Origin of the sequence: Roseovarius nitratireducens, from assembly GCF_002925845.1 — a bacterium.
Lineage (GTDB): Bacteria > Pseudomonadota > Alphaproteobacteria > Rhodobacterales > Rhodobacteraceae > Roseovarius > Roseovarius nitratireducens.
Map to the genome: position 1 here is coordinate 1 of NZ_PDNI01000046.1, position 23931 is coordinate 23931.

20 protein-coding genes and 1 pseudogene are annotated in these 23931 nt (G+C 64.6%); 7 read left to right on the forward strand and 14 right to left on the reverse strand.

Annotated features, from left to right (window positions below):
• The 4 genes from CRJ03_RS08785 to CRJ03_RS08800 form a co-directional block, all read right to left on the reverse strand.
• Positions 1–869: DUF1403 family protein (locus CRJ03_RS08785; RefSeq protein ID WP_104018138.1), on the reverse strand; the 869-nt coding region annotated here is incomplete at its 3' end.
• A gap of 145 nt (positions 870–1014) precedes the next feature.
• Positions 1015–2073 carry a TniQ family protein gene (locus CRJ03_RS08790; protein WP_338066340.1) on the reverse strand — a complete coding sequence of 353 codons (1059 nt, stop codon included), beginning with the start codon at positions 2071–2073 and terminating at the stop codon, positions 1015–1017.
• A complete protein-coding gene (locus CRJ03_RS08795) occupies positions 2070–3008 on the reverse strand; it encodes a TniB family NTP-binding protein (protein ID WP_104018125.1) in 939 nt (312 codons plus the stop codon). Before CRJ03_RS08795 ends, CRJ03_RS08790 begins: the two co-directional genes overlap by 4 nt.
• Entirely contained in the window at positions 2999–4645 is a 1647-nt protein-coding gene (locus CRJ03_RS08800; RefSeq protein ID WP_104018126.1) for a TnsB C-terminal domain-containing protein, read from the reverse strand. The genes CRJ03_RS08795 and CRJ03_RS08800 overlap by 10 nt, the downstream gene beginning before the upstream one ends.
• Before the next feature lie 120 nt (positions 4646–4765).
• On the opposite strand from CRJ03_RS08800, the gene CRJ03_RS08805 reads away from it, so the two are divergent.
• The gene (locus CRJ03_RS08805; protein WP_104018127.1) at positions 4766–5884 is read left to right on the forward strand and encodes a tyrosine-type recombinase/integrase; all 1119 of its coding nucleotides are present in this window, start codon (positions 4766–4768) and stop codon (positions 5882–5884) included.
• Here CRJ03_RS08805 and CRJ03_RS08810 read toward each other — a convergent pair.
• Together CRJ03_RS08810 and CRJ03_RS08815 are read right to left on the reverse strand one after the other, a co-directional pair.
• Positions 5879–6214, reverse strand: a complete 336-nt coding sequence (locus CRJ03_RS08810) for a type II toxin-antitoxin system RelE/ParE family toxin (RefSeq protein ID WP_104018128.1) — start codon at positions 6212–6214, stop codon at positions 5879–5881. The two genes, CRJ03_RS08805 and CRJ03_RS08810, sit on opposite strands and share 6 nt — an antisense overlap.
• Positions 6211–6468, reverse strand: a complete 258-nt coding sequence (locus CRJ03_RS08815; protein ID WP_104018519.1) for a type II toxin-antitoxin system ParD family antitoxin — start codon at positions 6466–6468, stop codon at positions 6211–6213. Before CRJ03_RS08815 ends, CRJ03_RS08810 begins: the two co-directional genes overlap by 4 nt.
• 170 nt (positions 6469–6638) lie before the next feature.
• Here CRJ03_RS08815 and CRJ03_RS08820 point away from each other — a divergent pair.
• Positions 6639–7741, forward strand: a protein-coding gene (locus tag CRJ03_RS08820; RefSeq protein WP_104018520.1) for an IS3 family transposase whose coding sequence is annotated in 2 segments (ribosomal slippage) — positions 6639–6900 and positions 6900–7741 — 1104 coding nt in all. Because the reading frame shifts where the segments join, the coding sequence is not laid out codon by codon here.
• Between the two features lie 293 nt (positions 7742–8034).
• A pseudogene (locus CRJ03_RS08825) lies at positions 8035–8232 on the forward strand (IS481 family transposase); the annotation flags it as partial.
• A gap of 74 nt (positions 8233–8306) precedes the next feature.
• Here CRJ03_RS08825 and CRJ03_RS08830 read toward each other — a convergent pair.
• The 4 genes from CRJ03_RS08830 to CRJ03_RS08845 form a co-directional block, all read right to left on the reverse strand.
• On the reverse strand, positions 8307–9293 hold the full coding sequence (locus CRJ03_RS08830; RefSeq protein WP_104018521.1) for an NADPH:quinone oxidoreductase family protein: 987 nt from the start codon (positions 9291–9293) through the stop codon (positions 8307–8309).
• Positions 9290–9727: a PaaI family thioesterase gene (locus tag CRJ03_RS08835; RefSeq protein ID WP_104018522.1), complete on the reverse strand. Its 438-nt coding sequence runs from the start codon at positions 9725–9727 to the stop codon at positions 9290–9292. Before CRJ03_RS08835 ends, CRJ03_RS08830 begins: the two co-directional genes overlap by 4 nt.
• Positions 9728–9739: 12 nt before the next feature.
• On the reverse strand, positions 9740–11407 hold the full coding sequence (locus tag CRJ03_RS08840) for a class I adenylate-forming enzyme family protein (RefSeq protein ID WP_206018338.1): 1668 nt from the start codon (positions 11405–11407) through the stop codon (positions 9740–9742).
• A 97-nt stretch (positions 11408–11504) separates the two neighbouring features.
• On the reverse strand, positions 11505–12791 hold the full coding sequence (locus tag CRJ03_RS08845; RefSeq protein WP_104018523.1) for an amidase: 1287 nt from the start codon (positions 12789–12791) through the stop codon (positions 11505–11507).
• Positions 12792–12967: 176 nt separating this feature from the next.
• Here CRJ03_RS08845 and CRJ03_RS08850 point away from each other — a divergent pair, with 176 nt between their 5' ends.
• Positions 12968–13885, forward strand: a complete 918-nt coding sequence (locus CRJ03_RS08850) for a helix-turn-helix domain-containing protein (RefSeq protein ID WP_104018524.1) — start codon at positions 12968–12970, stop codon at positions 13883–13885.
• Here CRJ03_RS08850 and CRJ03_RS08855 read toward each other — a convergent pair.
• The 3 genes from CRJ03_RS08855 to CRJ03_RS08865 are packed head-to-tail and all read right to left on the reverse strand — an operon-like array spanning position 13882 to position 17537.
• Positions 13882–14820, reverse strand: coding sequence for a LysR family transcriptional regulator (locus CRJ03_RS08855; protein ID WP_104018525.1), 939 nt, complete (start codon positions 14818–14820; stop codon positions 13882–13884). The two genes, CRJ03_RS08850 and CRJ03_RS08855, sit on opposite strands and share 4 nt — an antisense overlap.
• A gap of 10 nt (positions 14821–14830) precedes the next feature.
• Positions 14831–16255, reverse strand: a complete 1425-nt coding sequence (locus CRJ03_RS08860) for an aldehyde dehydrogenase family protein (RefSeq protein WP_104018526.1) — start codon at positions 16253–16255, stop codon at positions 14831–14833.
• A 28-nt stretch (positions 16256–16283) separates the two neighbouring features.
• Entirely contained in the window at positions 16284–17537 is a 1254-nt protein-coding gene (locus CRJ03_RS08865; RefSeq protein WP_206018339.1) for an NADH:flavin oxidoreductase/NADH oxidase, read from the reverse strand.
• A gap of 226 nt (positions 17538–17763) precedes the next feature.
• On the opposite strand from CRJ03_RS08865, the gene CRJ03_RS08870 reads away from it, so the two are divergent.
• From CRJ03_RS08870 to CRJ03_RS08880, 3 genes are read left to right on the forward strand one after another with little or no spacing between them, the layout of a single operon-like run.
• Positions 17764–19866 (forward strand): hydantoinase/oxoprolinase family protein, encoded by a 2103-nt coding sequence (locus CRJ03_RS08870; protein WP_104018527.1) that lies wholly within the window; start codon positions 17764–17766, stop codon positions 19864–19866.
• 2 nt (positions 19867–19868) lie between these two features.
• Entirely contained in the window at positions 19869–21545 is a 1677-nt protein-coding gene (locus CRJ03_RS08875; protein ID WP_206018340.1) for a hydantoinase B/oxoprolinase family protein, read from the forward strand.
• Complete coding sequence (locus tag CRJ03_RS08880; RefSeq protein ID WP_104018529.1) at positions 21545–23206, forward strand: class I adenylate-forming enzyme family protein; 1662 nt, start codon at positions 21545–21547, stop codon at positions 23204–23206. The genes CRJ03_RS08875 and CRJ03_RS08880 overlap by 1 nt, the downstream gene beginning before the upstream one ends.
• Before the next feature lie 17 nt (positions 23207–23223).
• Here CRJ03_RS08880 and CRJ03_RS08885 read toward each other — a convergent pair whose 3' ends face one another.
• Complete coding sequence (locus CRJ03_RS08885; RefSeq protein WP_104018530.1) at positions 23224–23907, reverse strand: GntR family transcriptional regulator; 684 nt, start codon at positions 23905–23907, stop codon at positions 23224–23226.
• Positions 23908–23931: the final 24 nt, after the last annotated feature.

The following is a 23931-nucleotide window of genomic DNA, read 5'->3' on the forward strand; positions in this document are numbered from 1 at the left end:
CGGAAGGTGTCGCGCCCAGTCAGCTCGCGCACCGCGCCAAGCTCAACCAGCCGGTCGCAGAGACGTCGCGCGGCGCGATCCGGCAAGGGCAGCGCCGAGGGCGCCACCGCATCGCGGGTCAGGAACATCTTGACCGCGTCCCCGGCCCCCTTGGCCCGCAGCTTTGGCGCAACCGCTTTCAGATGGGCCGCCCGGCGTGCGAGGTCGGCGGAGAGACGCTCGGCGTCGACCGCCGAAGCAACAACCGCACGATGACAGGCCACGCGCAGATCGTCGCCCCGCTTGCGCAGGTCGGCGCGCTTCAGGTCCATGGCCAGGAGCGGCACGAGATGCTCCCATCCGAGCATCTGGGCAAGGGCGGCGTCAGCGAGGACGAGCGCCGGAACCTCCGCCCGTGGCGCCTCCGCGAGCACCGCCTCCAGCACCATTGCGGCGCGGGTCATCGGCGCGCCCTGCCCCGCGTCGAGCCAGCCTGCGATCTGTTCTGGTGGATGCGTAGGCAACGCACGGCCCAGTGCGTTGACCGAAACCGGCCGCTCCACCGCGCGCCGCCAGGCCATGTAGGTCTCGCCCGCCGGGCCGGGCAAATCCCCTGGGCGCAGGAGGTGCACCGCGTCGCGCAACTCGCTTGCCCTTTCGGGCCGACCGGAGAACGCGACGCAGGCCTCTGCTGCGTGCAGCGCCAGGCGATCCCGCAACAAGCCTTGGGGCACGTCCCCTCGTGCCAACACAAGATGCAGGTGAGCGAGCGACGCGCCCGATAAAAACGCCACATCTTCAAGCCTTTCAGAACGGGCGGAGGTGACCCAGGCGGGCATCCGGGGTAACCTGTCGAGGTCGTCGATGGGAGCGTGCCGGGCAAATGTCATGCTTGGAGCCTACATCTGCACGGCGCTTTCTACCAGAAAATTGCATAAAAAACGCCCCGCCTTGCCGATCTCGTTTATGTCCAATAAGTTTGCATTATCGGACATGACGCAACACGATACATGACCCGGAACTGTCGTTTTAGTTTCATGGGTGGATTCGGCCGAAATCGCCTCTCTCGTCGAGGAAATTTCCATTTAACCGGTGGACGGGCCTCTTGCTCAATCTGTGGACTCGTTCCGCTCCAGCGTCAATCGCGCGCCTTCCTTTGCCGTTCCGTAGATCTCGCCCATCCGTGAGCCACGGCAGCGGCGCCGCACGCCTGAACAGGACGAGGGCTGCCTCAGGCAAGACTGCATTGGGCACGAGGTCTGGTCCGAAGAGATCCTGCAGGATCACCAGTGTCAGGGCCCTCCAGCGCACCGATAGGTGCTGAAACGGCGCAGGCCGGCCGACGGCTGCGCGGGCCTCGTAAGGGCAGTTCCACCCCGGTTCATCGTACCAGAGCGCGAGGACAGGCCGGGCCGCCCCATCGCGATCAAGCGGCGCCCACAGAGTGCGAATTCCATGATTGAGTCGATCAAGACGGCCTGGGCCACCTCTGACGATTCCGCTGATCTGGCGTTGGAGCTCGAGAACTCCCACAGCGAAATCCGCCTTCAAAAGGTCCTCCGTCTCCCCTCCCCCGCCGGTCAGAACGGCATCGCATTTGCGACAGAAGGGGCGCAGCAAGCCATTCAGCATACGAAAGGAAAGCCTCAGGCGGCCGCGACAAGCGGGGCAGTGATCCAGGAGCATGGTCCGGTGCGCCGGGCAAACCACCTGCTCCGCCAATCGCCAATTTGCCCGCAGATAGGCATCGCGACCGGCAGCGACATCCGCATCGAAACAGGCAAGACAGACCGGCACCGCCTCGGTCCGCAACCAGTCCCGCGGCCGATCAGGATATCGGGAAGCCAGTGACCTGCGATGAAGCCGTTCCGGATCGATCCTGCAGGCCTTCGCCCAAAGCCTGAGCAGCCGCATATCCGGCGCCACATCGTCAACCTGCCGCGCGCCTGCGTCCCTACCCCCCTGCCCCGCCAGGTACACCATCAATTCAAGAGGCTCCGCCCCGTAGCGCGCGGCAACCCGCGCCATCCAGGACGAAAGCAGTTCGTCTTGATACGGCCGCGGCGCGACGGGCAGTCGGGCCGACACCATCATGCCCCGACCCGTTGTTGCACGGGCTTGCCCCGCCGCCGAGCGGTCTGGGTCATCGAGACCAGCGGCAGCACCAGATTGTCGCCAAAACTATCCGCGTCGAGGCGCTCCTTGCCCGACCGAACCGCATCTTCCGCCGCCGTTTCGATCAGGCGGAAAATGCGCGCCGTCACACCGGAGGTCAGCTTGTGAATCCGCTTTCGGGCCTCCCCACTGATCAGATCGGAGGGTTCGCGCAAGGGCAGGATACGTTCGAAACTTTTCAGGAGCCCGGCGAAGGCGGCATCGTTCTGCCAGGGCTTGAGATGGAACGCCTCGAAGCGCTCGGCCAGTTGCGCATCGGTCAGCAGCGCCTGCCGAGCCAGGTCCGTTCCGGCACAAACCAGGGGAATCCGCAGGTCATTGGCCAGAAACCGGATGGCATTGAGAAAGATGCGCTGCTGACGGAAGGTGCCGGCCAGCATGCCGTTCACCTCGTCGAGAATGATCATCTTTGCCCCCACGGTCCGCAGCAGCGACCGGCAGATATCCTTCTCGCGGGCGAGCGTACCGCCTGTCATCGCCGGCGCGCCCATGCTGGCCAGAAGTTCCCGGTAAAGATCGCGTTCAATGGGTTCGGATGGCACCTGCGCGACAACCACCGGGCGGTGGTCAACGCCGGTCACCTGGCTGAACTTTGGCGGGTGGTCGCGTTCGAACTTGCGGACGATCTTGGTCTTGCCCATGCCTGTATCGCCATAGATCAGCAGGCAGGGCATCCGGTCACGCGGCGGATAGGTCAGCAGGTTCTCCAGACGTGCCAGAGCCGCCCCGGACTGATTGAAACCGATCCAGCGGTCAGCCCGGATCCAGGCAATGCGCTCATCATCCGGCAGTGCCGCGAACCGGCGGTAGGCCGGATCGAGATGTGCAAATGCGCTGCCTTCGGTCACGACCATTCCTCGACTTCGAACCCCGGATGGTTCCTGAGCACATTCTCGTTTTCCTCTGGTCTCGGATCGGCATCCTCAGCCTCGTAGGCCCCTACCCCATCAAGCGCTCGGTCCCGTCGCTCGGAAAACCGCCTGGCCTCCCGTGTCCTGGTGCTGGCAGCATCAACCAGGGCGCGCTGTTCCTCGATCACCGCGAATATGAGGTCTTCGTCTTCGAGCGTGCGCCCGCGCTCGCGCAAAATCGCCTGCGCACGGCGATGCTCCGCAAGAGTGATCGACGGATGGCGCAGGTCCGCAAACCGCACAGGATAGCGCTGGCCCTCGGGGCTCCGGACATAGATCGTGGAGAGGTCACGAGGATCGTAGGACACCCGCAATTGCCGGTCCTGCCGCCCCGCCCAGAGGCTCAGGACATCGTCCCAATACCGCAGGCCAAAGAGATGGATTCCATCGCGGCGTACCATGCGTTCCGTGCTCGGCAGGAAGTCGATCCGGAACCCCTCCGGATCGTATGGCCGGCGCAAAGGTGCCTCGCGCCGCCCATAGGCCTCGTTCCAGGCCGCAACCGGCGGAATCCCAAGCGCGCGGTGCCGTTCTGCATGATAACGGGTAATTTCCAGCGCCAACCAGTGCTCCAGCTCATCGAGCGTCATCACCGATTTGGCCACGGAATCGTAGTCGCCGCGGTCCTTGATGCTGCTGAAGGTCGATCCCGGCAGCAGATGGACCGCCCCCATCATCGTTCCGATCAAACGCTCAATGTGACCGCCGTAATGCGGCGCCCCAATCGGCCGGTACAGCAGGGAAATCCCGTGCTCTTCCGCACCGCGCTTCATCGCTTTCGAGCGGAATTCCTTGGCATTGTCGACGTGAATGGTCTCCGGCAATCCCTCGGCTGGCCAGTCCGCGTCGATACCCAGGCTCTCCAGCCAGTCGAACTTGGGCTGCACCAGGTGCTGGATGGTCAGTGCCACCGACAAGGCCGACGGCGGCTCCAGCGTTAGGTAAAAGCCTGCCACCGTGCGGCTGGCGACGTCGATGGCGAGCGTCAACCAGGGCCGTTGCAAAGGCTTCCGATGAACCCGGTCGACAACGATGACATCCACCAGCGTGTGGTCGATCTGAACCACCTCATAGGCCCGTTCGATCTGATAGCTGCCCGGCACCGGGCGATGTCGCTGTCGAGAGACCATTGCCCCCTCACGCGCAGCTGTAAGCTCCGCCGGATCTATCGCCGCCACACGGTCCCGCAACGTGGTCCAGCACGGGGGACGCAGACCCCTTTGACTGCATCGTCTGCGCACCTCCTTTTGCAGGGCATTTATGCTCGGCTTCTGGAGGGATTTGTAGAAATCCTCGATCGCCCCCGAAATCACCGTTTCAATCTCGGCGGGCAGCCGACGGCTGCCCGTCGGTGTCCCGACCTGAGCCGCCAGCAAGGAACTGGCGACCGGGCTCGCCTTGTAGGCTGAGATCAACTCGTAAAGGCGGGAGCGCTTGAGGCCAAGGTCTCGGCAGGCCTTGAGGAATTCGGCACGGTTCGGTGACGCCTTGCTTGCAAGACGGCGGATCACAGCTTCCCGCGCGACCGCCTGTTCCCATGCTGCATCGTCGACAGTGTTGATGTCTGATCGATCCACCATGGCCAAACCCGGAAAATAGGTGTCTTATGTCCGATAATGAAACTATAATCCGGGAATGAAACAAGAACATGAATACAATGATATCAATACGTTAGTGTCCACCAATGGAACAAGAACGACATGAGCAGAACACCTGAAAATACGCCCTCAGGCGATGAGAAATCGAGTGCAGTGAACGATGCTGCAACCGGAGATCACAAGATCGACGAGAGAGAGGCTGCGGACGGCAATACGATCGCCCTGCCCGTCCATGTGGCCGGCTCCGGCAATCTCGACCGCCTTGTCGATACCGCCCGCGACTACGCCAAGGCCTCGACGGCGGAGAACACCAACAAGGCCTATGCGGCCGATTGGAAGCACTTCGCGCGCTGGTGCCGGTTGAAAGGCACGGAGCCCCTGCCCCCGTCGCCGGAGATGATCGGACTCTATCTCACCGACCTGGCTGCGCCAAGGAATGGGGTCCCTGCCCTGTCAGTTTCGACGATAGACAGAAAGCTCTCCGGCCTTGCGTGGAACTACGCGCAACGTGGCTTCACCCTGGACCGCAAGAACCGGCACATCGCCGCGGTGCTGGCCGGGATCAAGCGCAAGCACGCACGCCCGCCAGTGCAGAAAGCGGCGATCCTGCCCGAGGACATCCTCGCCATGGTCGCCACCCTGCCCTTCGATCTGCGCGGATTGCGGGATCGCGCGATCCTGCTTTTGGGTTACGCTGGTGGGCTCCGGCGCTCCGAGATTGTCAGTCTCGATCACGGGAAGGACGACACGCCGGACTCCGGCGGTTGGGTCGAGATCCTCGACGATGGTGCGATCCTCACGCTCAACGCTAAAACCGGTTGGCGTGAGGTCGAGATCGGCCGCGGATCGTCCGAACAGACCTGCCCGGTGCATGCGCTCGAACAATGGATGCATTTCGCCAAGATCGATTTCGGGCCAGTCTTCGTGCGCACGTCACGCGACGGTAAACGCGCGCTCAACGCCCGACTCAACGACAAGCATGTGGCTCGGCTGATCAAGGCGACGGTTCTCAAGAGCGGCATCCGTTCGGAATTATCTGAGAAAGAACGCTTGGCACTGTTTTCCGGACATTCCCTGCGCGCTGGTCTCGCCAGCTCCGCCGAGGTCGACGAGCGCTACGTCCAGAAGCAACTTGGGCACGCCTCGGCCGAGATGACCCGCCGCTATCAGCGTCGCCGCGACCGGTTCCGGGTAAACCTGACCAAGGCTGCTGGACTATGATATGTCATTCCTTGACGCCGCCAGCGCGGCAACATGGTGCGGAAGATCGCTTCGGGAATGCAGGATGTCGACGATGATCACTTCGTCCGGCCGATCCAGAAACACAAAGAAATGCTCCCCTGCGCTCGTGAACCGCAAATCCGCGGCATCATCGACCAAAACAGCACAGCTCCGGCTATGCGCCTGACCGTTCAGGATCGCCTGACAGCGGTCGAGCAGTTCCGTTTCATAAAGTTCGGCCTGCTTGAGCCCGAACTTCGCTATCGTCCACTTGGCAATCTCGACCAGGCTGGCCTCTGCGCGGCGCGTCAGCCGAAAGGAGCGGCTCATGAAGACGCGCGTGCTTGTCGAAAGGCCCGCCGGATCGCGTCTTCTCCGCTACCTTCGGCAAACTCGCCCGCCCTGGCTTGCGCCAATCCCTCGAGCAAGCCTTGCCGGATTCCTGCGAACTGAGCTTCTTCCTGTTCGAGCAACCGTAGCCCCGCGCGCATTGCTTCACTCACGTTCTGATAGCGCCCGGATGCCACCAAGGCCTGAACCAACTGGTCCTGGGTTTCGGTCAGAACGACATTGCGTGTCACCATTTGACAGGCCTCCTTTGTTGGCAATATATGCCAACGCAGGATTTTGGTCAATGGTGTAGACCCTCGCATCGCCGTTTTCAGACGGTCGTTGACCTGATCCCCGCAAACAGGACCGTTTGAAGGTGGAGTTTTCCGCTATGATTTCCCGGCTGGGAGAGGAGCGGAATCACATGAAGGCATCGAAGTTTACGGACGCGCAGAAGGCGTTCATCATCAAGCAGGGCGAAGACGGCACACCGGTTGCCGAGATCTGCCGGAAGGCCGGGATCAGCCAGGCCACCTACTTCAACTGGAAGAAGAAGTATGCGGGTCTGTTGCCGACGGAGATGAAGCGGCTGAAGCAGCTCGAGGACGAGAACGGCCGACTGAAGAAGATCGTAGCCGACCTTACCTTGGACCGCGAGATGTTGCAGGACGTCATCCGGCGAAAGATCTGAGGCCTGGTCGGATGCGCGAACTGGTTCGCGGGATGTGCAGCGATTGGGCGGTCTCGATCCGGGCGGCGTGTGGAGCCATCGGATTTGATCGTTCGACGTTTCACTACAAATCCCGCCGCGCCGATCAGGCTGCCGTGGAAAAGCGGATCAAAGAGATCTGCGAGACACGCGTGCGCTACGGCTATCGCCGGGTTCATGTGCTCCTGGACCGCGAGGGCTGGGGCATCAACATCAAGAAAGTCTATCGTATTTACAGGGAGTTGGGCATGCAGCTGAGGAACAAGACGCCGAAACGGCGGGTGAAGGCCAAGCTGCGCGATGATCGCGCCGAAGCCGTCGGCCCCAACGATGTCTGGGCGATGGATTTTGTCCATGACCAGCTGGCGACGGGCAAGAAGCTTCGGGTTCTGACCGTCGTGGACACGTTCTCACGATACGTGCCTGTGCTCGACGCGCGGTTCAGCTATCGGGGCGAAGATGTGGTCACGACGCTGGATCGAACCTGCCGAATGATCGGCTATCCCAAGACCATCCGTGTCGATCAGGGCAGCGAGTTCATCTCCCGGGATATGGACCTCTGGGCCTATCAGCGCGGCGTCACACTCGACTTCTCACGACCTGGCAAACCTACGGACAACGCCTTCATCGAGGCGTTCAATGGCCGCTTCCGTGCCGAGTGCTTGAACGCCCATTGGTTCCTGACGCTTGCAGATGCGGCCGAAAAGTTGGAGACTTGGCGTAGATACTACAACGAGGAACGGCCACACAGTGCGATCGGCAACAAAGCCCCGATCACGCTGACAAAATCGGGGGGCATCACCAGCCTGTCACCCTGATCCAAGCAGGAAAACTCTCGCCATCGGCGGTCGAAGGTTCGGGGTCGGACCACAACCAAAAGGGCTCTGGTTCCGGGTGGATGAAAGTTCAGTGGCAGGTCACTCCATACGACCATCGATCGCAACCACAACCTTCTGGTCGACATGCCCGAAGAGGTTCTTCGGGACGTTCTGGTCGAACTCAACAAGGAACACCTGATATGAAATCGATGACCTGCGGGTTCAGGGCCCGACGACCGCCTGCGATAGCCCGTTTCCCGCAAAAGATTCCGCTGTCATGCGCGACCGGAGACAAGCGCTTTCATTACGACAGCCACGATCAGCTGCGCGCACATCTCACAGACTTCATGGCAGCCTGCAATTCCGCCCGGCGCCTCAAGACGCTCAGCGGTCTCACGCCCTACGAATACATCTGCAAGGTCTGGACCTCAGAGCCGGATCACTTCATCCTCAACCCGATCCATCAGACTCCGGGACTGAACATCACTTAGCTAGTCTTGCAAGGACGTCGGTCCGAAATCTGTTACGGATTTCGGCATCGGCGCGGACGCTACGCTCCGCCCCATCAAGGTCGCAGCGCGACCCGGCCCGTCGCCCTGCGATCCACCAGATCACTCAGCGCGCGGGCGTAATCCTCCAGCGCGTAGACCTGCACCGGCGTTATCCGGATCGCGCCCGCGACGAACAGATCGAACACCTCGGCAAAGCATTGCCGCATCAGATCGGGGCGGCGCTTGCGGTAATCACTGATCTGCACGCCCGTCACCGCGATATTCTTGAGCAGGAGGTAATTGGCGCGCAGCGTCGGTATCCGCCCGGCGGCAAAGCCCACGACGACGAGACGTCCGCGCCACGCCAGCGCGCGCAACGCGGCGTCGAAGAAATCCCCGCCCAGCGGGTCGATGACCACGTCGACCCCCGCCTTGCCGGTCAGATCATGAACCTGCGCCCTCAGGGTGTTGCGCAGGTCATCGCGGGCGATGTCCACTGTAGCGTCGGCCCCGGCGTCCTGCACGAGCGCGGCCTTTTCGGGGCTGGCCACTCCGGCGATCACCCGCGCCCCCCTTGCCTTGGCCAGCTGGATCGCGGCGAGACCGACCGCCCCTGTAGCCCCGAGCACAAGGACGGTCTCACCCTCCTTGAGCCCCGCACGATCCGTCAGCGCCATCCATGCCGTGTCATAGGCCAGCGATATCGTCGTCGCCTGCTCGAAGCCCATCGCATCGGGCAAAGCGTAGCACTGGTCTGCCGCCGCGCAGACCACCTCGGCATAGCCGCCCTGCTCGACCATCGCCAGCACCCTGTCGCCGATCCGCAAGTCTGCAACATCCGCACCAAGAGCGCTCACGGTGCCAACCGGACCCTTGCCCGGAACAAAGGGGCGCTCTGGCAGGAACTGGTAGGCCCCGCGCATCACCAGCGTATCCACGAAATTGGCCGGGGCCAGCGCTACCTCGACGCGAACCTCGCCGGGTCCCGGTTGCGGGGTCTCGATATCCTCGACCTGCGCCGAGCCGACCGGTCCGAATTCACGTATGACGACCGCTTTCATGTCCTGTGCTCCCTGGTGTTGAATCGTCCCCGCCCGAGCGCGACGAGCGTATCTCCGGCCCGCACCTCGACATCGGCGCAGGCGATCGAGCGCCCCGCCTTGCGAAGCATCCCGCGCGCGGTCAGGCGCTCGCCGATGGCGGGGGCGAGATACTCGATCTGCAAGCCGATCGTCGGTGTCGTGCCGCCGCCATACCAGACCGCGACCGCCGCATGGCCGGTCATGTCGATGAGCGAGGCGATGATGCCGCCGTGAAACAGCATCTCGCCATCCTTACCGCTCATCTCGGGCCGGAAGCGCAATTCGGTCTCGACCGTCTGCGTGGCCCTGTCGGCTGAAATGGCGGTCGCGCCCATCCATAGATTGTGCCGGGGTTGGCGCAACTGCTCCCGCAGCAGGTCAAGTGGATCGGCCAGTTCAGGCGGTGGGGGCATGGGCGGCACCTTTCATCTGACCGACACCGGCTGCAGGTCTCCGGCTGCGATGGCGGCCACCAGGTGGCGCTTGAGCACCTTGCCATTCGCGCTGGTTGGCAATTCCGGCACGCGCAGAAAATATTCCGGCATGTCGTATCTCGACAGCCCCTCCGCCGCGAGATGCGCCAGCAGGTCGGCCGGCTCGATCCCGGTCTCCGCGTCGGTGCTCACGACGATGCACACGCGCTCCCCGAGCCTGTCATCGGCCACGGGAACCACCGCAACGCCGCTCAGCGCGGGATGCCGCATGGCGAGCCGCTCGATAAGCGCGGGCTGGATGTTGTGGCCGCCACGAATGATGATTTCCTTGATCCGACCCGTCACGCGCAGATACCCGTCCCCGTCCAGCACGCCAAGATCGCCAGTCATGAACCAGCCCTGCCGGTTGAACGCGCGCTCGGTCGCCTCCTGGTCGCCGAAATATCCTAGCATGAGGCTCGCACCACGCCCGCCGATATGCCCGGTCTCGCCGGTCGCAAGCGGCCTGTCGGGATCGTCGATGTCGAATATCCGCACCTCATATCCCGCGCAGGCGGTGCCGGAACTGCCCAGGATGCGCTCTTTCGGATCATCGGGCAGCGTGTAGTGGTGCGAACACCCCTCTGTCATGCCATAGCCGCTCTGCGGCACGACACCGTGCGCCATCAGCTTTTCCACGGTCGCCTCCGACACTGCGGCACCGGAGATGCGAAATCCCTTGAGCGTCCCGAGGTCACCAGCGCCCCGTCGGTCGATCTCGGCCACGAGATCCATCGCGTGGGCCGGAACCCCGAAGAGAAAGCTCACCCCGCACTCGCGGATGCGGTCCAGCAGCCCGGCCCCGCGCGGGGCGTCGTGCAGCACCATCGTGCCACCCGCCAGCAGCGACAGCACCAGCGCGCCGAAACCCAGATTGTGACTCAGCGGGCTCAGCGAATAGATCACCGATGTGTCGTCGAATTCCCAGTCCCGGGCCAGCGCACGGGCATTGGCCAGCAGCGTGTTGTTGCTGTGCAGCACACCCTTGGGCTCTCCCGACGTGCCAGAGGTGAAGGCAAGGTAGACGATATCGTCAGCATGGCCCGCCGCGCCCGGCGGGGCCCCGTCCCCCGGCGCAAGCATCCGCCTGATGTCCTCGGGGCCGCGCACGACGGGGGCGGGCAATTCGACATGGCGGATCAGGTGAGCCTGCCCCGCCACCGCCTCGGCGATGCTTGCCTGCCCCGCATCGGCGCCATGCCCCACCTCCGTCACGAGCACCCGCGCCCGCATCCGCTGCGCCAGCGTCGCGATCTCTGCAACCGTATGGTTGCGGTGCAATGACGGACACAACACCAGCCCCTGCCCCGAGCAGGCCAGCAGCAGCGGCGCGAGTTCCACCCGGTTCGACAGCCAGGCGGCTACCCGGTCGCCGGGCCGCAGGCCCGCCGCGATCAGTTCCGCGCCGATGCGGTCCGCCAAATGCACCAGTTCCGCATAGGTCAGCGCACAATGCGAGTCGCGGATCGCGACCCGTTCCGGCACCGCCTCGGCATGGGCGCGGGCCAGGGAATAGAGGGTATCGTCGCGCCAAAACCCGGCCGCGTATTGCGCCGCCAGCATGGCAGGGCCGAGACGCGTCAGGATGTTTTGGTCTGCGGCACCGTTATCGCGGGTCATTCGGCTCTCTGATCCTGAAGATTGCGCCGGCCCCCGCCGCGCAAGCGTAACTCAATCACAGCGTCGTCTCAATTTCAATACTTGTTCCAAAAATATGTCAAAGCCGCTCCGCCGCCCACAGCGCTGCGCCCAGCAAGTCACGATCCCGGAACCGGCAACCGACCATCTGCAGCCCGACGGGCAGGTCAGCCCCACCCATGCTCAGTGGCAGGCTCAGGCTTGGCAGGTGCAGCATCGTCCAGATTTCCTGCAACCTCGGGTCTCCGGTATGGTCATGTCCCTCGAGGGCGGGGCCAGGAGCCGTCGGCGTCACCAGCACGTCGATATCCGCAAACATTCCTTCCGTCGCGGCGGCAAAGGCGGCGACGGCCTCGCGCGCCGCGACGTAGTCCTCACCGGAAATCGCCTGCCCGCGCGTGCACACGTCGCGGCTCTGGCGCGACATGCAAGCGCCGTCTTTGAGCCACTCCGCGGTCAGATCGCCCGCGCGCTCATAGGCGTTCACGATGGCCCGCTGCTCGGTGATCGTCTCGAATCCCGGCGGCGGGGCAACCTCCGACAATACGGCCCCGCACCGCTCCAGCCGCGCCAACGCGTCCTGCATGGCATCGCGCATCCCGGTCTCGACCGTGTCCCACAGATGCGACCTGAACACCCCCAGGCGCGGTGCGCCCTCCCGCGCGGCGGCAGGCACCGCATTCATCAGCACCGCATGGACATGCGCCACATCGGCGACGTTGCGCGCCAGCACGCCCACGGTGTCGAAGCTGCGCGCCGCCGGTTTCATCCCCGCGACCGGATAGAACCCGAATGTGGGTTTAAAACCCACAATCCCGCAGAAGGCCGCCGGTCTGAGGACAGACCCACCGGTTTGCGTGCCAAGCGCGAAGGGGACCATGCAATCCGCGACCGCCGCGGCGGATCCGCTCGAAGAGCCGCCCGGCGTGCGATCTGGATCGCGCGGGTTGCGCGTATCGGTCGGCTGGGTGCCCGCGAACTCGGCGGTGGCGGTCTTGCCGATCAGCACCGCTCCCGCCCCGCGCAGCCGCGCGACACTGGCCGCGTCAAATCGCGGCCTGTGCCCGGAATAGAGCCGCGACCCCATCTCCGTGGGCATCCCGGCGCTATCAAACACGTCCTTCGCTCCAAAGGGCACCCCCGCCAGCGGCAGCCGCGACCCTGCCGCAACCCCGGCGGCCTGCCGCAGCGCCTCCGCTCCGTCGTGACACACCCACGCGCCCAGATGGGGCTCGCGCAGCCGTATACGCTCCAAGCAGGCCTGCACCACCTCCTGCGCGGAAAACACCTTGCGGGCCACGCCCTCAGCGATGTCGACGACGCCCAATTCGTTCAACGGCCCGTTGTTGTAACGTGTCGGTTTCATCGCTCCGCTCCCCTTGCATCGGCCCACGCGAGATGCCGCCCGGTTGTTGACCTTCCCGCCGCCATGTTCAAAGACTGGTGAGAAATGTCATTATCGAGACGTTGAACATAAATGATACGTTCCCACCCGCGGAAGGAAAAGGCCACCCGTCAAGCACGTCCGGCCATAGAAAGACCATGAGCAACACTCCCCCTGTCACCACACTGCGCTATGACGAGATCGGCCAGCGCCTGCGCGCGTTTCGCCTCGGCTCAGGCCTCAGCGCCGACGAGATCGGCCAGCGCATTGGAATCTCCCGCACCGCCGTCTACCGTTTCGAGAAAGGCGAGGTCGTCAAGATCGAGACGCTGCTCAGCCTCGCGGAGCTTCTCGGCGTGTCGCTGCCCTCGCTTCTGGGGGTCGAGATCGAGTACATCTCCTCCGCCGTCACCTATTTCGAACGGCTGCGGCAACTCGAGGAAACGGCGGACCGGATCATCGTGCTTGCGGGGCCGATATCCTACCTGCTCGCGTCCGACAGGTTCTGCGGTTTCCTGCAGGAATTGCTCCGGGAAAGCGTCGCCGGAGAGACACACGACCGGGACCGGCTCTATCGCGACGTGGACCGGATCATGGAGATCCTCGAAGCCCGCAAGGCCACCTACCGTGACCGCCGCCCCTCGGTCATCAACCTGATCTCGGCCCTCGACATGGAACGCCTGCTGCGCTCGGGCCTCGTTGGGCGCACCCTCGTGGCCGAGGCGGAACTCGACAAGCGGCGCGCGCTCGCGGTAGAGGAGGTCGAGCATTTCGCCCGCCTGATGGAGGCCGAACCGATCGGCGTTCAGATCGGGTTGGTGACGGGCACTCTGCCCCGCACTGGACTTCAGGTCTTTCGGTCCGGTGACCGAAAGACATTGTCGATCAGCCCGTTCCGCCTCGGCGAACAACCGAATATCCGGCTGGGCGTCGCGATGATCACCGAAACTCAGGAGGCGCTTCGGCTGCACGAAACCATGATTGACGAGATGTGGGATGGTGCCTTGAAGGGGGACGTGGCGGCACGATACCTCCGAGACCTGATCGCGGCGGTGGAGGCACGCGACGCAAGCTAGACACGCGGGACTGGCGCTCCATCCAGCGGCGGCGGGGCGTCTTGCAACACCTCAAGAAACCTTTGCAGCAACGGTGTCTGCTCGCCCCCCTTGCGAAGGCATATCCGCAACTCGCGCTGCGCCCAGGGCTCGGCTAGCCGGACGATCCCGATATCGAGCGCACGCGCAAGCGGGCGCGCGACCGCTTCGGTCATGATGGATATGCCGACACCCGCCTCCACCAGTCTCGCGGCTGCGTCAAAGCTTGAAACGCGGACCCGCGTGTCCAGTTTGCGCCCCAGCCGCCCCGCCGCGCGCTGCATCAATGTCTCGATCGCCCCCGAGGCCTCCGACCCGATATTGGCGTGGTCGAGAATACGCTCGAACCCCACCGCCCCGTCCTCACAGTCAAACGTCAGCGAAGCCGGACAGACCGCCACAAGCCGATCGCTGCGATAATGCACGACGCGCAGATCGCCAGTCGGCTCCTGCCCTGTGAAAATTCCGATATCGCTCGCATTATCCAGAACCATGCGGATGACGGTCGGGCTGGTCGCAACCTGCATGTCGACCTTGACGAAGGGCGCGAGCGCCAGAAACCGATTGATATCGCCTGGCAAATAGCCGATGGCCGCGCTTTCGTTGGCGGCCAGCCGGATTAGCCCCCGCATGCCTTCTCCGAATTCGGACATGTCGGCGAAAATCTGGTCGATCCGCGCCAAGATCGCGCGGCAATGCAGCAAAAGCGCGTGGCCTGCGGGCGTTACTTCCACACCCTGACGGTGACGCAGCAACAGGTCAGTACGCAAGTTCGCTTCGAGATCCGAAATCCGCTTGGACACCGCCGATGTGGTGATGTTCTCGCGGCTTGCGGCCTTTACGATGCTGCGCTCTTCCACCACCGCGACAAAGAGCCGGATGCTGAGCAGGTCGAGGCGGCCGACGGGGAGCACCATGTCAGCGCAGTCAGATCGGGTTGAGGGTGATCAGGCGTTCTTCGGTCATGTCGTGGATCGCGAAACGCGGCCCCTCGCGCCCGAACCCGCTGTCCTTCAACCCGCCATAAGGCATCAGATCGACCCGGCTGCTGGAGGTGTCGTTGACATGAACATTGCCCATGCGCAGTCGGCGAATGACCGACAGCGCGCGCGTGATATCGCTGGTGAAAATGCCGCCCGCGAGGCCGAAGGGCGTATCATTGGCCATGTCGATGGCCGCGTCGAGTCCCGGAACCGGTACCATCGATACGATGGGCGCAAAGACCTCGGCGCAGACCACGCTCATCTCCGGACCCACGTCTCGAAGGATCACCGGCCAGAGCACTGGCCCCTCGCGCCGCACCCCGGTCAGCGCGCGCGCGCCGCCCGCGATGGCCTCGTTGACCCAGGCCTCGGCGCGCACTGCCTCGCGTTCGTCGATCATAGGGCCGACGACGGTATCGTCGGCCCGTGGGTCGCCCACCGGAAGGGCGGCGGTGGCCTCGACCAGCAGGTCGGCGAACCTGTCCACCACCCGTTCATCCACCAAGATGCGCTGCACGGAGGTGCAGACCTGCCCCGCCTTGCGAAACGCCGCGTTGGCGCATTTGCCGGCCGCGACGTCGAGCGCGGCATCCTCGCAGATGATCGTCGACGAGATATTGCCCAGCTCCAGCTGCGTGCGCCGCAAACCGGCCGCCTGCTGGATCACCCGGCCTACCTCGGTGCTGCCGGTAAAGGTGTAATAGTCGATGCCCTCATGCTCCAGCAACTGCTGCCCGACGGTGCCACCACCGCCGATCACCATGTTGAGCAGGCCCGCCGGCAGGCCCGCCTCCTCGAATATCTCGCACAGGATGACGGCGCAGAGCGGCGTGTAGGTCGCGGGCTTAAGCACCACGGCATTGCCCGCGGCGATGGCCGGCGCGATCTTGTGCAACACGGTATTGAGCGGTGAATTGAACGGCGTGATCGCGCACACCACCCCTATCGGCAGCCGCAAGGTAAAGGCGAGCCGCTCGTCCGACTGCCCGGGCGCTCCCTGGATAGGGATCATCTCGCCGACGATGCGCTTGGCCTCCTCGGCGGATTGGTAGAGCGTCTGCATCGACCGGCCGAAATCGTTGCGTGCGTCGGTCATGGTAAAGCCGGTCTCGCCACTCAGCGCGCGCAGCACCTCGTCGCGCCGCCGCTCCAGACCGGCGGCGGCCCGCATCAGCACCTCGTAGCGGCGATAGGGCGACAACGTTCTATGGACGAATGCCTCCCGCGCCGCCGCGACCGCCGCATCGACCTGCGCCGGCTCGGCGATGCCGACACGACCGATCTCGCTCCCCATATATTTGTCCAGCACTGGTTGGGTGGTCGCGCAGGCTGTCCATTCTCCCGCGATGAAAAGGCGGCCGTCTTGCATTGGATCACTCCTCGGGGCTCTGGTCCATTCAGGTTGACTCGATCTTGGAAACGACATCGGAGGGCAGCGCGTCCGCGGGCATGTTGCAGGCATAGCCCGCCACCTCCTCGCGCCGCCGCAGACGAAAGGCGAACGATTCTGGAAACAGCGTAAACGGATCGGGCTCTCCCAGCGCCTGCGCCGCGTGTACCGGCCAATCCGCATGGTACATCAGCTCGCGCGCCAGCGCGACGATATCGACGCTGCCGTCGCGCAGCGCGGCCTCGGCCTGTGCGGGCTCGCGGATCAGGCCGACGCCCACCGTGGCGATACCCGCCCTTTCGCGCACCGCCCGCGCGAACGGAAGATGATAGCCGGGCACGCGCGGCACGATCGGCATCGCCGATGTGCCCGACAGCCCGCCTGACGAGCAATCCACCATGTCGACGCCAAGCGTGCGAAGCTCTGCCGCGAGCGCGACGGTGTCGTCGAGATCCCACAGCCCGCCCTTGCCGTCCACCGCCGACACCCGGAAGAAAAGCGGCAGGTGCGCGGGCCAGTTGCGCCGCACCTCGTGCGTCACGGCGAGCGCGAACCGCATCCGGTTCTCGCGCGGCCCGCCCCAGTCATCCGTGCGCCGGTTGGTCACTTCGCTCAGAAACTGCTGGATCAGGTAGCCATGCGCGCCGTGGATTTCGAGCACCTCGAACCCCGCCCGCGCCGCGCGCGCAGCCGCCGCGCCCCAAGCGCAAATCACGCTTTCGATCCCGGCTGCATCAAGGGTCTCGGGGTCCGGGCCGTCCCGGCTCGTGGCGATCCCGCTGGGCGAAATGGCGGACCAGGGCGACAGCCCGTCGGCGGCATCCTCGGGCCGCAGCTTGGCCCAGTCGCGCATCGCGCCATGCGCCGAGGCCTTCGCCCCGGCATGGCCAAGCTGGATCGCGGGAACGGCACCGCACTGACGGATCAGGTCGGCGATGCGGGCAAAGGCCGGGATCTGGTCATCTCGCCAAAGTCCCGCGCAGTGATGGGTCTTGCGCCCGCGCGCCTCGACCGCGGTCTCCTCGTGAAAGACCAGAGCCGATCCCCCGATCGCCAACCGCCCCAGATGCGCGAGATGCCAGTCCTGCGGCATCCCATCATCGGACGCGTACTGGCACATCGGCGACGCCATGATGCGATTGCGCAGCGTCACGGACCGCAGCCGCAGCGGCGCGAACAGCAGGCAGCCCGGGGTCTCCTCGATGCGATCCGTTCCGGTCAATTCTCTCACATCCATCATGGCTGCCCGCGGCGTCACCATCGGGAAGCGTACGTAACTTTGTTTTTTTTCAGCGCACTAGAACGAAAACCTCGGCCCTACGCGGCTCCATGCATTCTATTGCATTTTTTTGTATACACAAGCGCCTTCGCCTGATTATATCACGATAACCCAACCGGGTGCATTTCCCTGGCGACCGCCCGGCGCGATCGCGCGCGATCAGGCGTGCCGCATCTACATGACGCAAATTGGGCAAAGGGTGTAACGTATGTACAGACTGGCTTTCGACATCGGCGGGACATTCACCGATTTCGTCCTCGAGGATACGCGCGATCATTCCTTGCGGCTGTGGAAGGTCCCCTCCTCCACCGGCGCGCCCGCCGATGCGGTGGTCACCGCCTTGCGCGACATGCTAGCTGATGGCGGAATCGTGCCTGGCGACATCTCCGCGATCCTGCACGCCACCACCGTGGCGACCAATGCGATCCTCGAACGCAAGGGCGCGCGAACGGCGCTGGTCACGACGCGCGGCTTCCGCGACATCGCGCTGCTTGGGCGCCAGAAACGTCCCGACACCAACGACATGAACCTGGGCAAGCAGAAACCGTTGCTGTCGCGCTCCGACATCTTCGAGGTAACCGAGCGCATCGAGGCAGATGGCAGCGTCAACACCGCACTTGACACCGAAGAGATGGACCGTATCGCAGAGCAAATCCGGGACGCCGGATACAAGGCCATCGCGGTCATGTTCCTGCATTCCTACGCCAACGCCGCCCACGAACGCGATGCCGGTGCCCGGCTCGCCCAGCTCTGCCCCGACGCGCAGGTTTCGCTGTCTTGCGATGTCTCGCCGAAGTATCGCGAATACGAGCGCGTCACGACGACCTCGGCCAACGCCTATGTGCAGCCCATCGTCCACCGCTACCTTGAACGACTGGAGGGGGCTGTGCATTCCGAGGGGCTCTCCGCCGAATTTCAGATCATGCAGTCGAACGGTGGCCTCGTGTCACCCTCCATCGCCCGCGCCTTCCCGATCCGCATAGTCGAATCCGGGCCCGCCGCGGGGGTGCTCATGTGCGCGCAACTCGGGCGCGAGGAAGGGCTGGATCACCTGCTGACCTTCGACATGGGCGGCACCACGGCCAAGCTGGGGGCGATTGATTTCGGCGAACCCTCCATCGTGCCGACCTTCGAGGTCGACACGATCAAGTTCCGCAAGGGCAGCGGTCTGCCCCTCAACATCACCGCCATCGAGCTTCTGGAAATCGGTGCCGGCGGGGGCAGCATCGCCGAGACCGGCATGGGGCTGATCCGCGTCGGCCCGGCCAGCGCCGGGGCGGTGCCAGGGCCGATTTGCTACGGCGGCGGAGGCACCCGGGCAACGATCACCGATGCCAATCTCGCGCTCGGCTATCTTGACCCGGACTATTTCAACGGCGGACTCATGTCGCTCGATCTCACGGCGGCCGAAAGCGGCATCTACGAGCAGATCGCCGCCCCCCTCGGCCTCAGCACGCCCGAAGCCGCCTGGGGCGTGCATTCCGTGGCCAACAGCAATATGGAACGCGCGATGCGCGTTGTCTCGGTCGAGCGCGGCCGCGACCCGCGCAAGCATGTGCTGATCGCCTTCGGCGGGGCCGGTCCGCTGCACGCCACACGGCTGGCGCGCGCCCTCGGCGTGCCGCGAGTGATGATCCCCTACGGCGCCGGTGTCGGCTCCGCGCTCGGCCTGCTGACGGCGGACAAGAAACTAGACAACAGCCTGACCCGGGTCCTGCCGCTGGACGCGTCACAGACCAGCCCGATCCGCGAGGTGTTCGACCACCTGCGCCAGCGGCTCGACGACGAACTGCGCCATGTCACCGGCGACGGCAGCGGCATCGTCTGGCGGCGCGGCTGCTCTATGCGGTATCGCGGGCAGGGCTACGAACTGCGCGTCGATCTGCCGGATGGCGAGATCGACGAGGGCTTCGTCGCGGCGGCCAAGGCCGCGTTCGAGGACGCCTATCGCGCGAATTACGGCTATGTCGACTCCACAGCCCCGATCGACGGGATCGACTGGCACCTGATGGCGGTGATCCCGCAGGCGACACCGGCCTCCCTTGGACGCATGGCCAGCAACGCGGACGTGTCTGAACCGGCGCTCAAGGGCACGCGCAAGGCCTGTTTCCCCGAGGCCGGAGGCCCGCCCGGCAACTATGTCGAGGCGCAGGTCATCGACCGCTACCTTATGCGCCCCGGCGAGACATTCTCCGGCCCCGCCCTGATCGAGGAGCGCGAATCGACCACCGTCGTACTCCCCGGCGACACCGCCCACCTCACCGAGACCGGGCACCTGATGATTGAAATCAATCTGGAGGGAACGCGATGACCATGCAGGCCACGAAAGACGTCGATCCCGTCACCCTTACTGTCGTCTGGAACAAGTTGATCTCCATCACCGACGAGATGGGCGGGGCGCTGCGCCGCACGGCCTTTTCCGAGGCGGTCCGCGAGGGCGAGGATTTCTCGACCGGGCTTTTCGACCGCCATGGTCGGCTGATGGCCCAAGGCAATTTCACCCCCGGCCATCTCGGGGCGATGCCCTACGTGGTGGGGCACTTGGTCAAGCAGTTCCCGCCCGAGACGCTGCGCGAAGGCGATACGATCTGCACCAACGACTCGTTTCTCGGCGGCAGCCACTTCCCGGATTTCTTCATGATGACTCCGATCTTCCTTGAGGGGCGGTTGATCGGCTACGTGGTCAATACCGCGCATCACGTCGATGTCGGCGGCGCGTTCCCCGGCTCGCAGGCCGTGCAGGGCGTGAGCGAGGCCTATCAGGAAGGCATCCGCGTCCTGCCGGTCAGGATCGGTCGCAACTGGCAACTCGATGATGACATCGTCCGGATCATCCTCGGCAACGTCCGCCTGCCCGACAAGGTGCTGGGTGATCTCAAGGCGCAGCAGAACGCGAACTATGTTGGTTGCAAGCGCGCGGAGGAACTGTTCGCAGATGTCGGCGTCGAGATGATGGACAACATCGTCGAGACCATCCTCGACCGCTCCGAGGCGCGCGCGCGCGAACTGATCGGCGCACTGCCTGATGGTGTCTACAGCTTCGACGACAAGCTAGACGATTACGGACCGGGCAGCCCGCCGGTGGAGGTGTGCGTCGACATCACGATCTCGGGTGACACGGTCACGATAGATTTCTCGCGCAGCAGCGATCAGGTTCCCGCCGCGCTGAACTGCTACATCAACTACACTCGCGCCTATGGCATGTTCGCGATCCGCATCATCTCCGAATTCGACGTGCCGCAGAATGCCGGGGTCGAGCGGGTGGTCAAGGTGATCGCGCGCGAGGGCAGTTTCTTCAACGCGACATTCCCGGCCGCCAGTGGCGGCCGGGCCTCCGTACAAGTGCGTATCTTCGACGCTGTCAACGGCGCCATGTCCAAGGCCGTCCCAGACAAGACGCGCGGCGCGTTCACCCATTGGTGCAACCCCAATATCGGCAGTAACCACAAGTCGAAGAGCCGGTGGGTGATGTATGACCTCATGTTCGGCGGCTATGGTGGGCGCGCAGGCCATGACGGCGAAGAGGGTATGGCCCCGGTGATGAACTGCGCCAACATCCCGGTGGAGGTTCACGAGACCAACAACCCCATCCTGATACGCAGGCTGGAATACCTGCCTGATACCGGTGGCGCGGGCCAGTTCCGCGGCGGCTGCGGTCTGCGCAAGGACGTAGAAATCCGCGATGCGGCTGTTGTTACGCTTCTGGCCGACAGGCACAAGTTTCCGCCCTACGGTCTCCTCGGCGGCCAACCCGGCGCGCTATCGCGCACGGTGCTCATGCGCGACGGACAAGAGCAGGATCTCGGCTCCAAGGAGGTGCGCGAACTGGAACCGGGCGATGTGCTCAGCTTCCGGCTGGCCGGAGCCGGCGGTTACGGCCCGCCCGAAAGACGCGCCCGCGAGAGTATCGAGAAGGACCTACGCGAGGGGTATATCACCCCGGAGGGCGCGCACGCGGCCTATGGCCATACGCCGGAGACCGGCGAGTGATGTCCGCGCGGCTGCTGTCCTTGCAGGATGTCTCCGCCGCACGGAAATTCCACGCCGACGGACACTGGCAGCACTGGACGATGTACGACCGCCTCTGCCACTGGGCTCGGGCGCAACCGAATGCCTTGGCACTCGAGGACAGCGCCGGGACGTTCAGCTATGGCGACCTGATCGCGTGGGTCGATGGGCTGACCGCGACGCTTGGCGAGGCCGCGCTTCGGCCCGGCGACCGCGTAGCGGTCTGGGCACCGAGCCGGATGGAATCGGTGGTCACCCTCCTGGCCACCTCGCGTATGGGCTGCGTCTGCGTCCCTTCGCTGCACCGAGATCATAACGCGGACGATATCCTCGACATTCTCGACCGCACGAGTGCCCGCGCCCTTGTGGTGGAGCGAGGATACGGGCAGGTTCCCGAGGGCCGGGATTTCATAGCCGAGGCCAAGCGCCTGCCCTCCATGCGCCTAGTCCTGTCGCTCGATCAACTGGTCTTGGACGCGGGGCCAGACATGCTGCGTTTCGGCGGCGCGGTCTCGCCCCGCTCCTGCGCTACGACACCTGCGGACGATCCCGATCGCATCAGTTACCTAGCGTTCACCTCTGGCACCACCTCGCGCCCCAAGGGTGTCCTGCACAGCGATAACACACTGCTTTCCAACGGCCGCGCCATCGTCGCGGATTTCGGCTTTGATACCCGGACGGTGGTCTACACGTTCAGCCCGATGAGCCACAACATGGGCACCGTCAGCCTCGCTGTAACACTGAGCTGTGGCGGGCGGCTGGTGCTTCACGGCCCGCTCGATGCCAGGCGCGCACTCGACCGCGTGACCGCGACCGGCGCGACCTATCTCGTGGGCGTGCCCACCCATGGGCTCGACCTCGTGGAACAGCTCGCCCCCGGCGAGCCGTTGGGCAAGGCCCGCGTGTTCCAGCTTGCCGGCGCACCAGTGCCGATGCGCCTCGCCAAGGCGCTACTCGACCGCGGCATCCGCGTTCAGAACTGCTATGGCATGACCGAGAACTGCTCGTTTCTCTACACCCGCGCCGATGACCCGATCGACGTGGTCACCACGACCTGCGGGCACTGTTGCGCGGGCATGGAACTGGCCGTGTTCGACAGCGAAGACTCCGACTGCCCCCTCCCCGAGGGCAGCACGGGCGAGCTTGGCGTGCGCGGCGCGAGCCAGATGCTGGGCTACTTCGACGACCAGGCGATGACCGAACAGGCGCTCAACGCGGCAGGCTGGTTCATGACCGGCGATCTCGGCATGATAGACGCCAGCGGCAACGTGCACGTCACCGGGCGCAAGAAGGACATGGTCATCCGCGGCGGCAAGAACATCCACCCCGCCCGCGCCGAAGAGCTTGCAATGCGGCACCGCGCAGTGTGGAAGGCGGCGGCCTTCCCGGTACCCGACGACCGCCTGGGCGAGCGCATGTGCCTCGCCGTGATCCCACGCCCCGGGACCACGCCTCCTTCACCGCAGGACCTGCTCGCGCATCTCGCCGAACACGGCCTACCCAAATCGCAGATGCCCGAATACCATCTCGACATGAGCCGGTTTCCAATGACGGCGAGCGGCAAGATCCTGAAGCGCAGCCTGACGTCAGAGGTGGCCGCAGGCCGTCTCGTGCCGACCCTGGTGAAATGGTCCGGGGGCTGAGACCAGCTGCCCGGCGGCTACATCCCGAATTGCAACTGCATACGAATGCGCTGCGCCACGCGAATATGCTCGCGGGCGGCGGCCTCGGCGGCGTCGTGGTCGCGCGCCTTGATCGCCTTGACGATCCGGCGGTGTTCCTCCAGCGCGGTCTCGGCACGGCCCGGCGCGTGATAGGTCGTCTTGTGCAGCAGGAGCATGTAATCCTGCGCCGTGCTCAGCAGCCCCAGCAGGTACCGGTTGTGTGCGGTCCGGTACATCATGTGATGAAACTGCCGGTTGATCTGCGACAGGGTTTCGGGGTCCTCGCCTGCATCACGGTGCTTTTCCAGCAGATGCTCCAGCACCTGTATCTCCGACTCGCTGGCATAGCGGGCGGCGAATTTGGCGGCCGATCCCTCCAATATCTCGCGCACGGCATAAAGCTCGGCCGCCTGCTCGGGCGTCAGTTCCGATATGATCGACCCGCGCCGCGAGGCATAGACCGCAAACCCCTCGCTCTCCAGCCGCTTGATCGCCTCGCGCACCGGCGTGCGGCTAACCCCCAGCATGTCCGACAACTCGATTTCCCGAAGTCGCTGACCCGGCTTCAGGCGTCCATCCACAAGCCGCTGGCGCAATTCGTTGTAGACCGACGTGCCCAGCGACGTGGACGCATCCGGTTGAATGGGAGATGCTCGCGCGATGTCCTCACCGTCACGCATGTGTTAAACCTAGTTTGACCATTT

What these genes read in the sequence shown, in the direction of transcription:
- CRJ03_RS08865 (WP_206018339.1), bottom strand. Translation starts at nt 17,537, where the DNA reads ATGGTGACGCCGCGGGCAGCCATGATGGATGTGAGAGAATTGACCGGA.
- CRJ03_RS08885 (WP_104018530.1), bottom strand. Translation starts at nt 23,907, where the DNA reads ATGCGTGACGGTGAGGACATCGCGCGAGCATCTCCCATTCAACCGGAT.
- CRJ03_RS08875 (WP_206018340.1), top strand. Translation starts at nt 19,869, where the DNA reads ATGCAGGCCACGAAAGACGTCGATCCCGTCACCCTTACTGTCGTCTGG.
- CRJ03_RS08810 (WP_104018128.1), bottom strand. Translation starts at nt 6,214, where the DNA reads ATGAGCCGCTCCTTTCGGCTGACGCGCCGCGCAGAGGCCAGCCTGGTC.
- CRJ03_RS08830 (WP_104018521.1), bottom strand. Translation starts at nt 9,293, where the DNA reads ATGAAAGCGGTCGTCATACGTGAATTCGGACCGGTCGGCTCGGCGCAG.
- CRJ03_RS08800 (WP_104018126.1), bottom strand. Translation starts at nt 4,645, where the DNA reads ATGGTGGATCGATCAGACATCAACACTGTCGACGATGCAGCATGGGAA.
- CRJ03_RS08870 (WP_104018527.1), top strand. Translation starts at nt 17,764, where the DNA reads ATGTACAGACTGGCTTTCGACATCGGCGGGACATTCACCGATTTCGTC.
- CRJ03_RS08835 (WP_104018522.1), bottom strand. Translation starts at nt 9,727, where the DNA reads ATGCCCCCACCGCCTGAACTGGCCGATCCACTTGACCTGCTGCGGGAG.
- CRJ03_RS08845 (WP_104018523.1), bottom strand. Translation starts at nt 12,791, where the DNA reads ATGAAACCGACACGTTACAACAACGGGCCGTTGAACGAATTGGGCGTC.
- CRJ03_RS08805 (WP_104018127.1), top strand. Translation starts at nt 4,766, where the DNA reads ATGAGCAGAACACCTGAAAATACGCCCTCAGGCGATGAGAAATCGAGT.
- CRJ03_RS08850 (WP_104018524.1), top strand. Translation starts at nt 12,968, where the DNA reads ATGAGCAACACTCCCCCTGTCACCACACTGCGCTATGACGAGATCGGC.
- CRJ03_RS08880 (WP_104018529.1), top strand. Translation starts at nt 21,545, where the DNA reads ATGTCCGCGCGGCTGCTGTCCTTGCAGGATGTCTCCGCCGCACGGAAA.
- CRJ03_RS08815 (WP_104018519.1), bottom strand. Translation starts at nt 6,468, where the DNA reads ATGGTGACACGCAATGTCGTTCTGACCGAAACCCAGGACCAGTTGGTT.
- CRJ03_RS08795 (WP_104018125.1), bottom strand. Translation starts at nt 3,008, where the DNA reads ATGGTCGTGACCGAAGGCAGCGCATTTGCACATCTCGATCCGGCCTAC.
- CRJ03_RS08840 (WP_206018338.1), bottom strand. Translation starts at nt 11,407, where the DNA reads ATGACCCGCGATAACGGTGCCGCAGACCAAAACATCCTGACGCGTCTC.
- CRJ03_RS08790 (WP_338066340.1), bottom strand. Translation starts at nt 2,073, where the DNA reads ATGATGGTGTCGGCCCGACTGCCCGTCGCGCCGCGGCCGTATCAAGAC.
- CRJ03_RS08860 (WP_104018526.1), bottom strand. Translation starts at nt 16,255, where the DNA reads ATGCAAGACGGCCGCCTTTTCATCGCGGGAGAATGGACAGCCTGCGCG.
- CRJ03_RS08855 (WP_104018525.1), bottom strand. Translation starts at nt 14,820, where the DNA reads ATGGTGCTCCCCGTCGGCCGCCTCGACCTGCTCAGCATCCGGCTCTTT.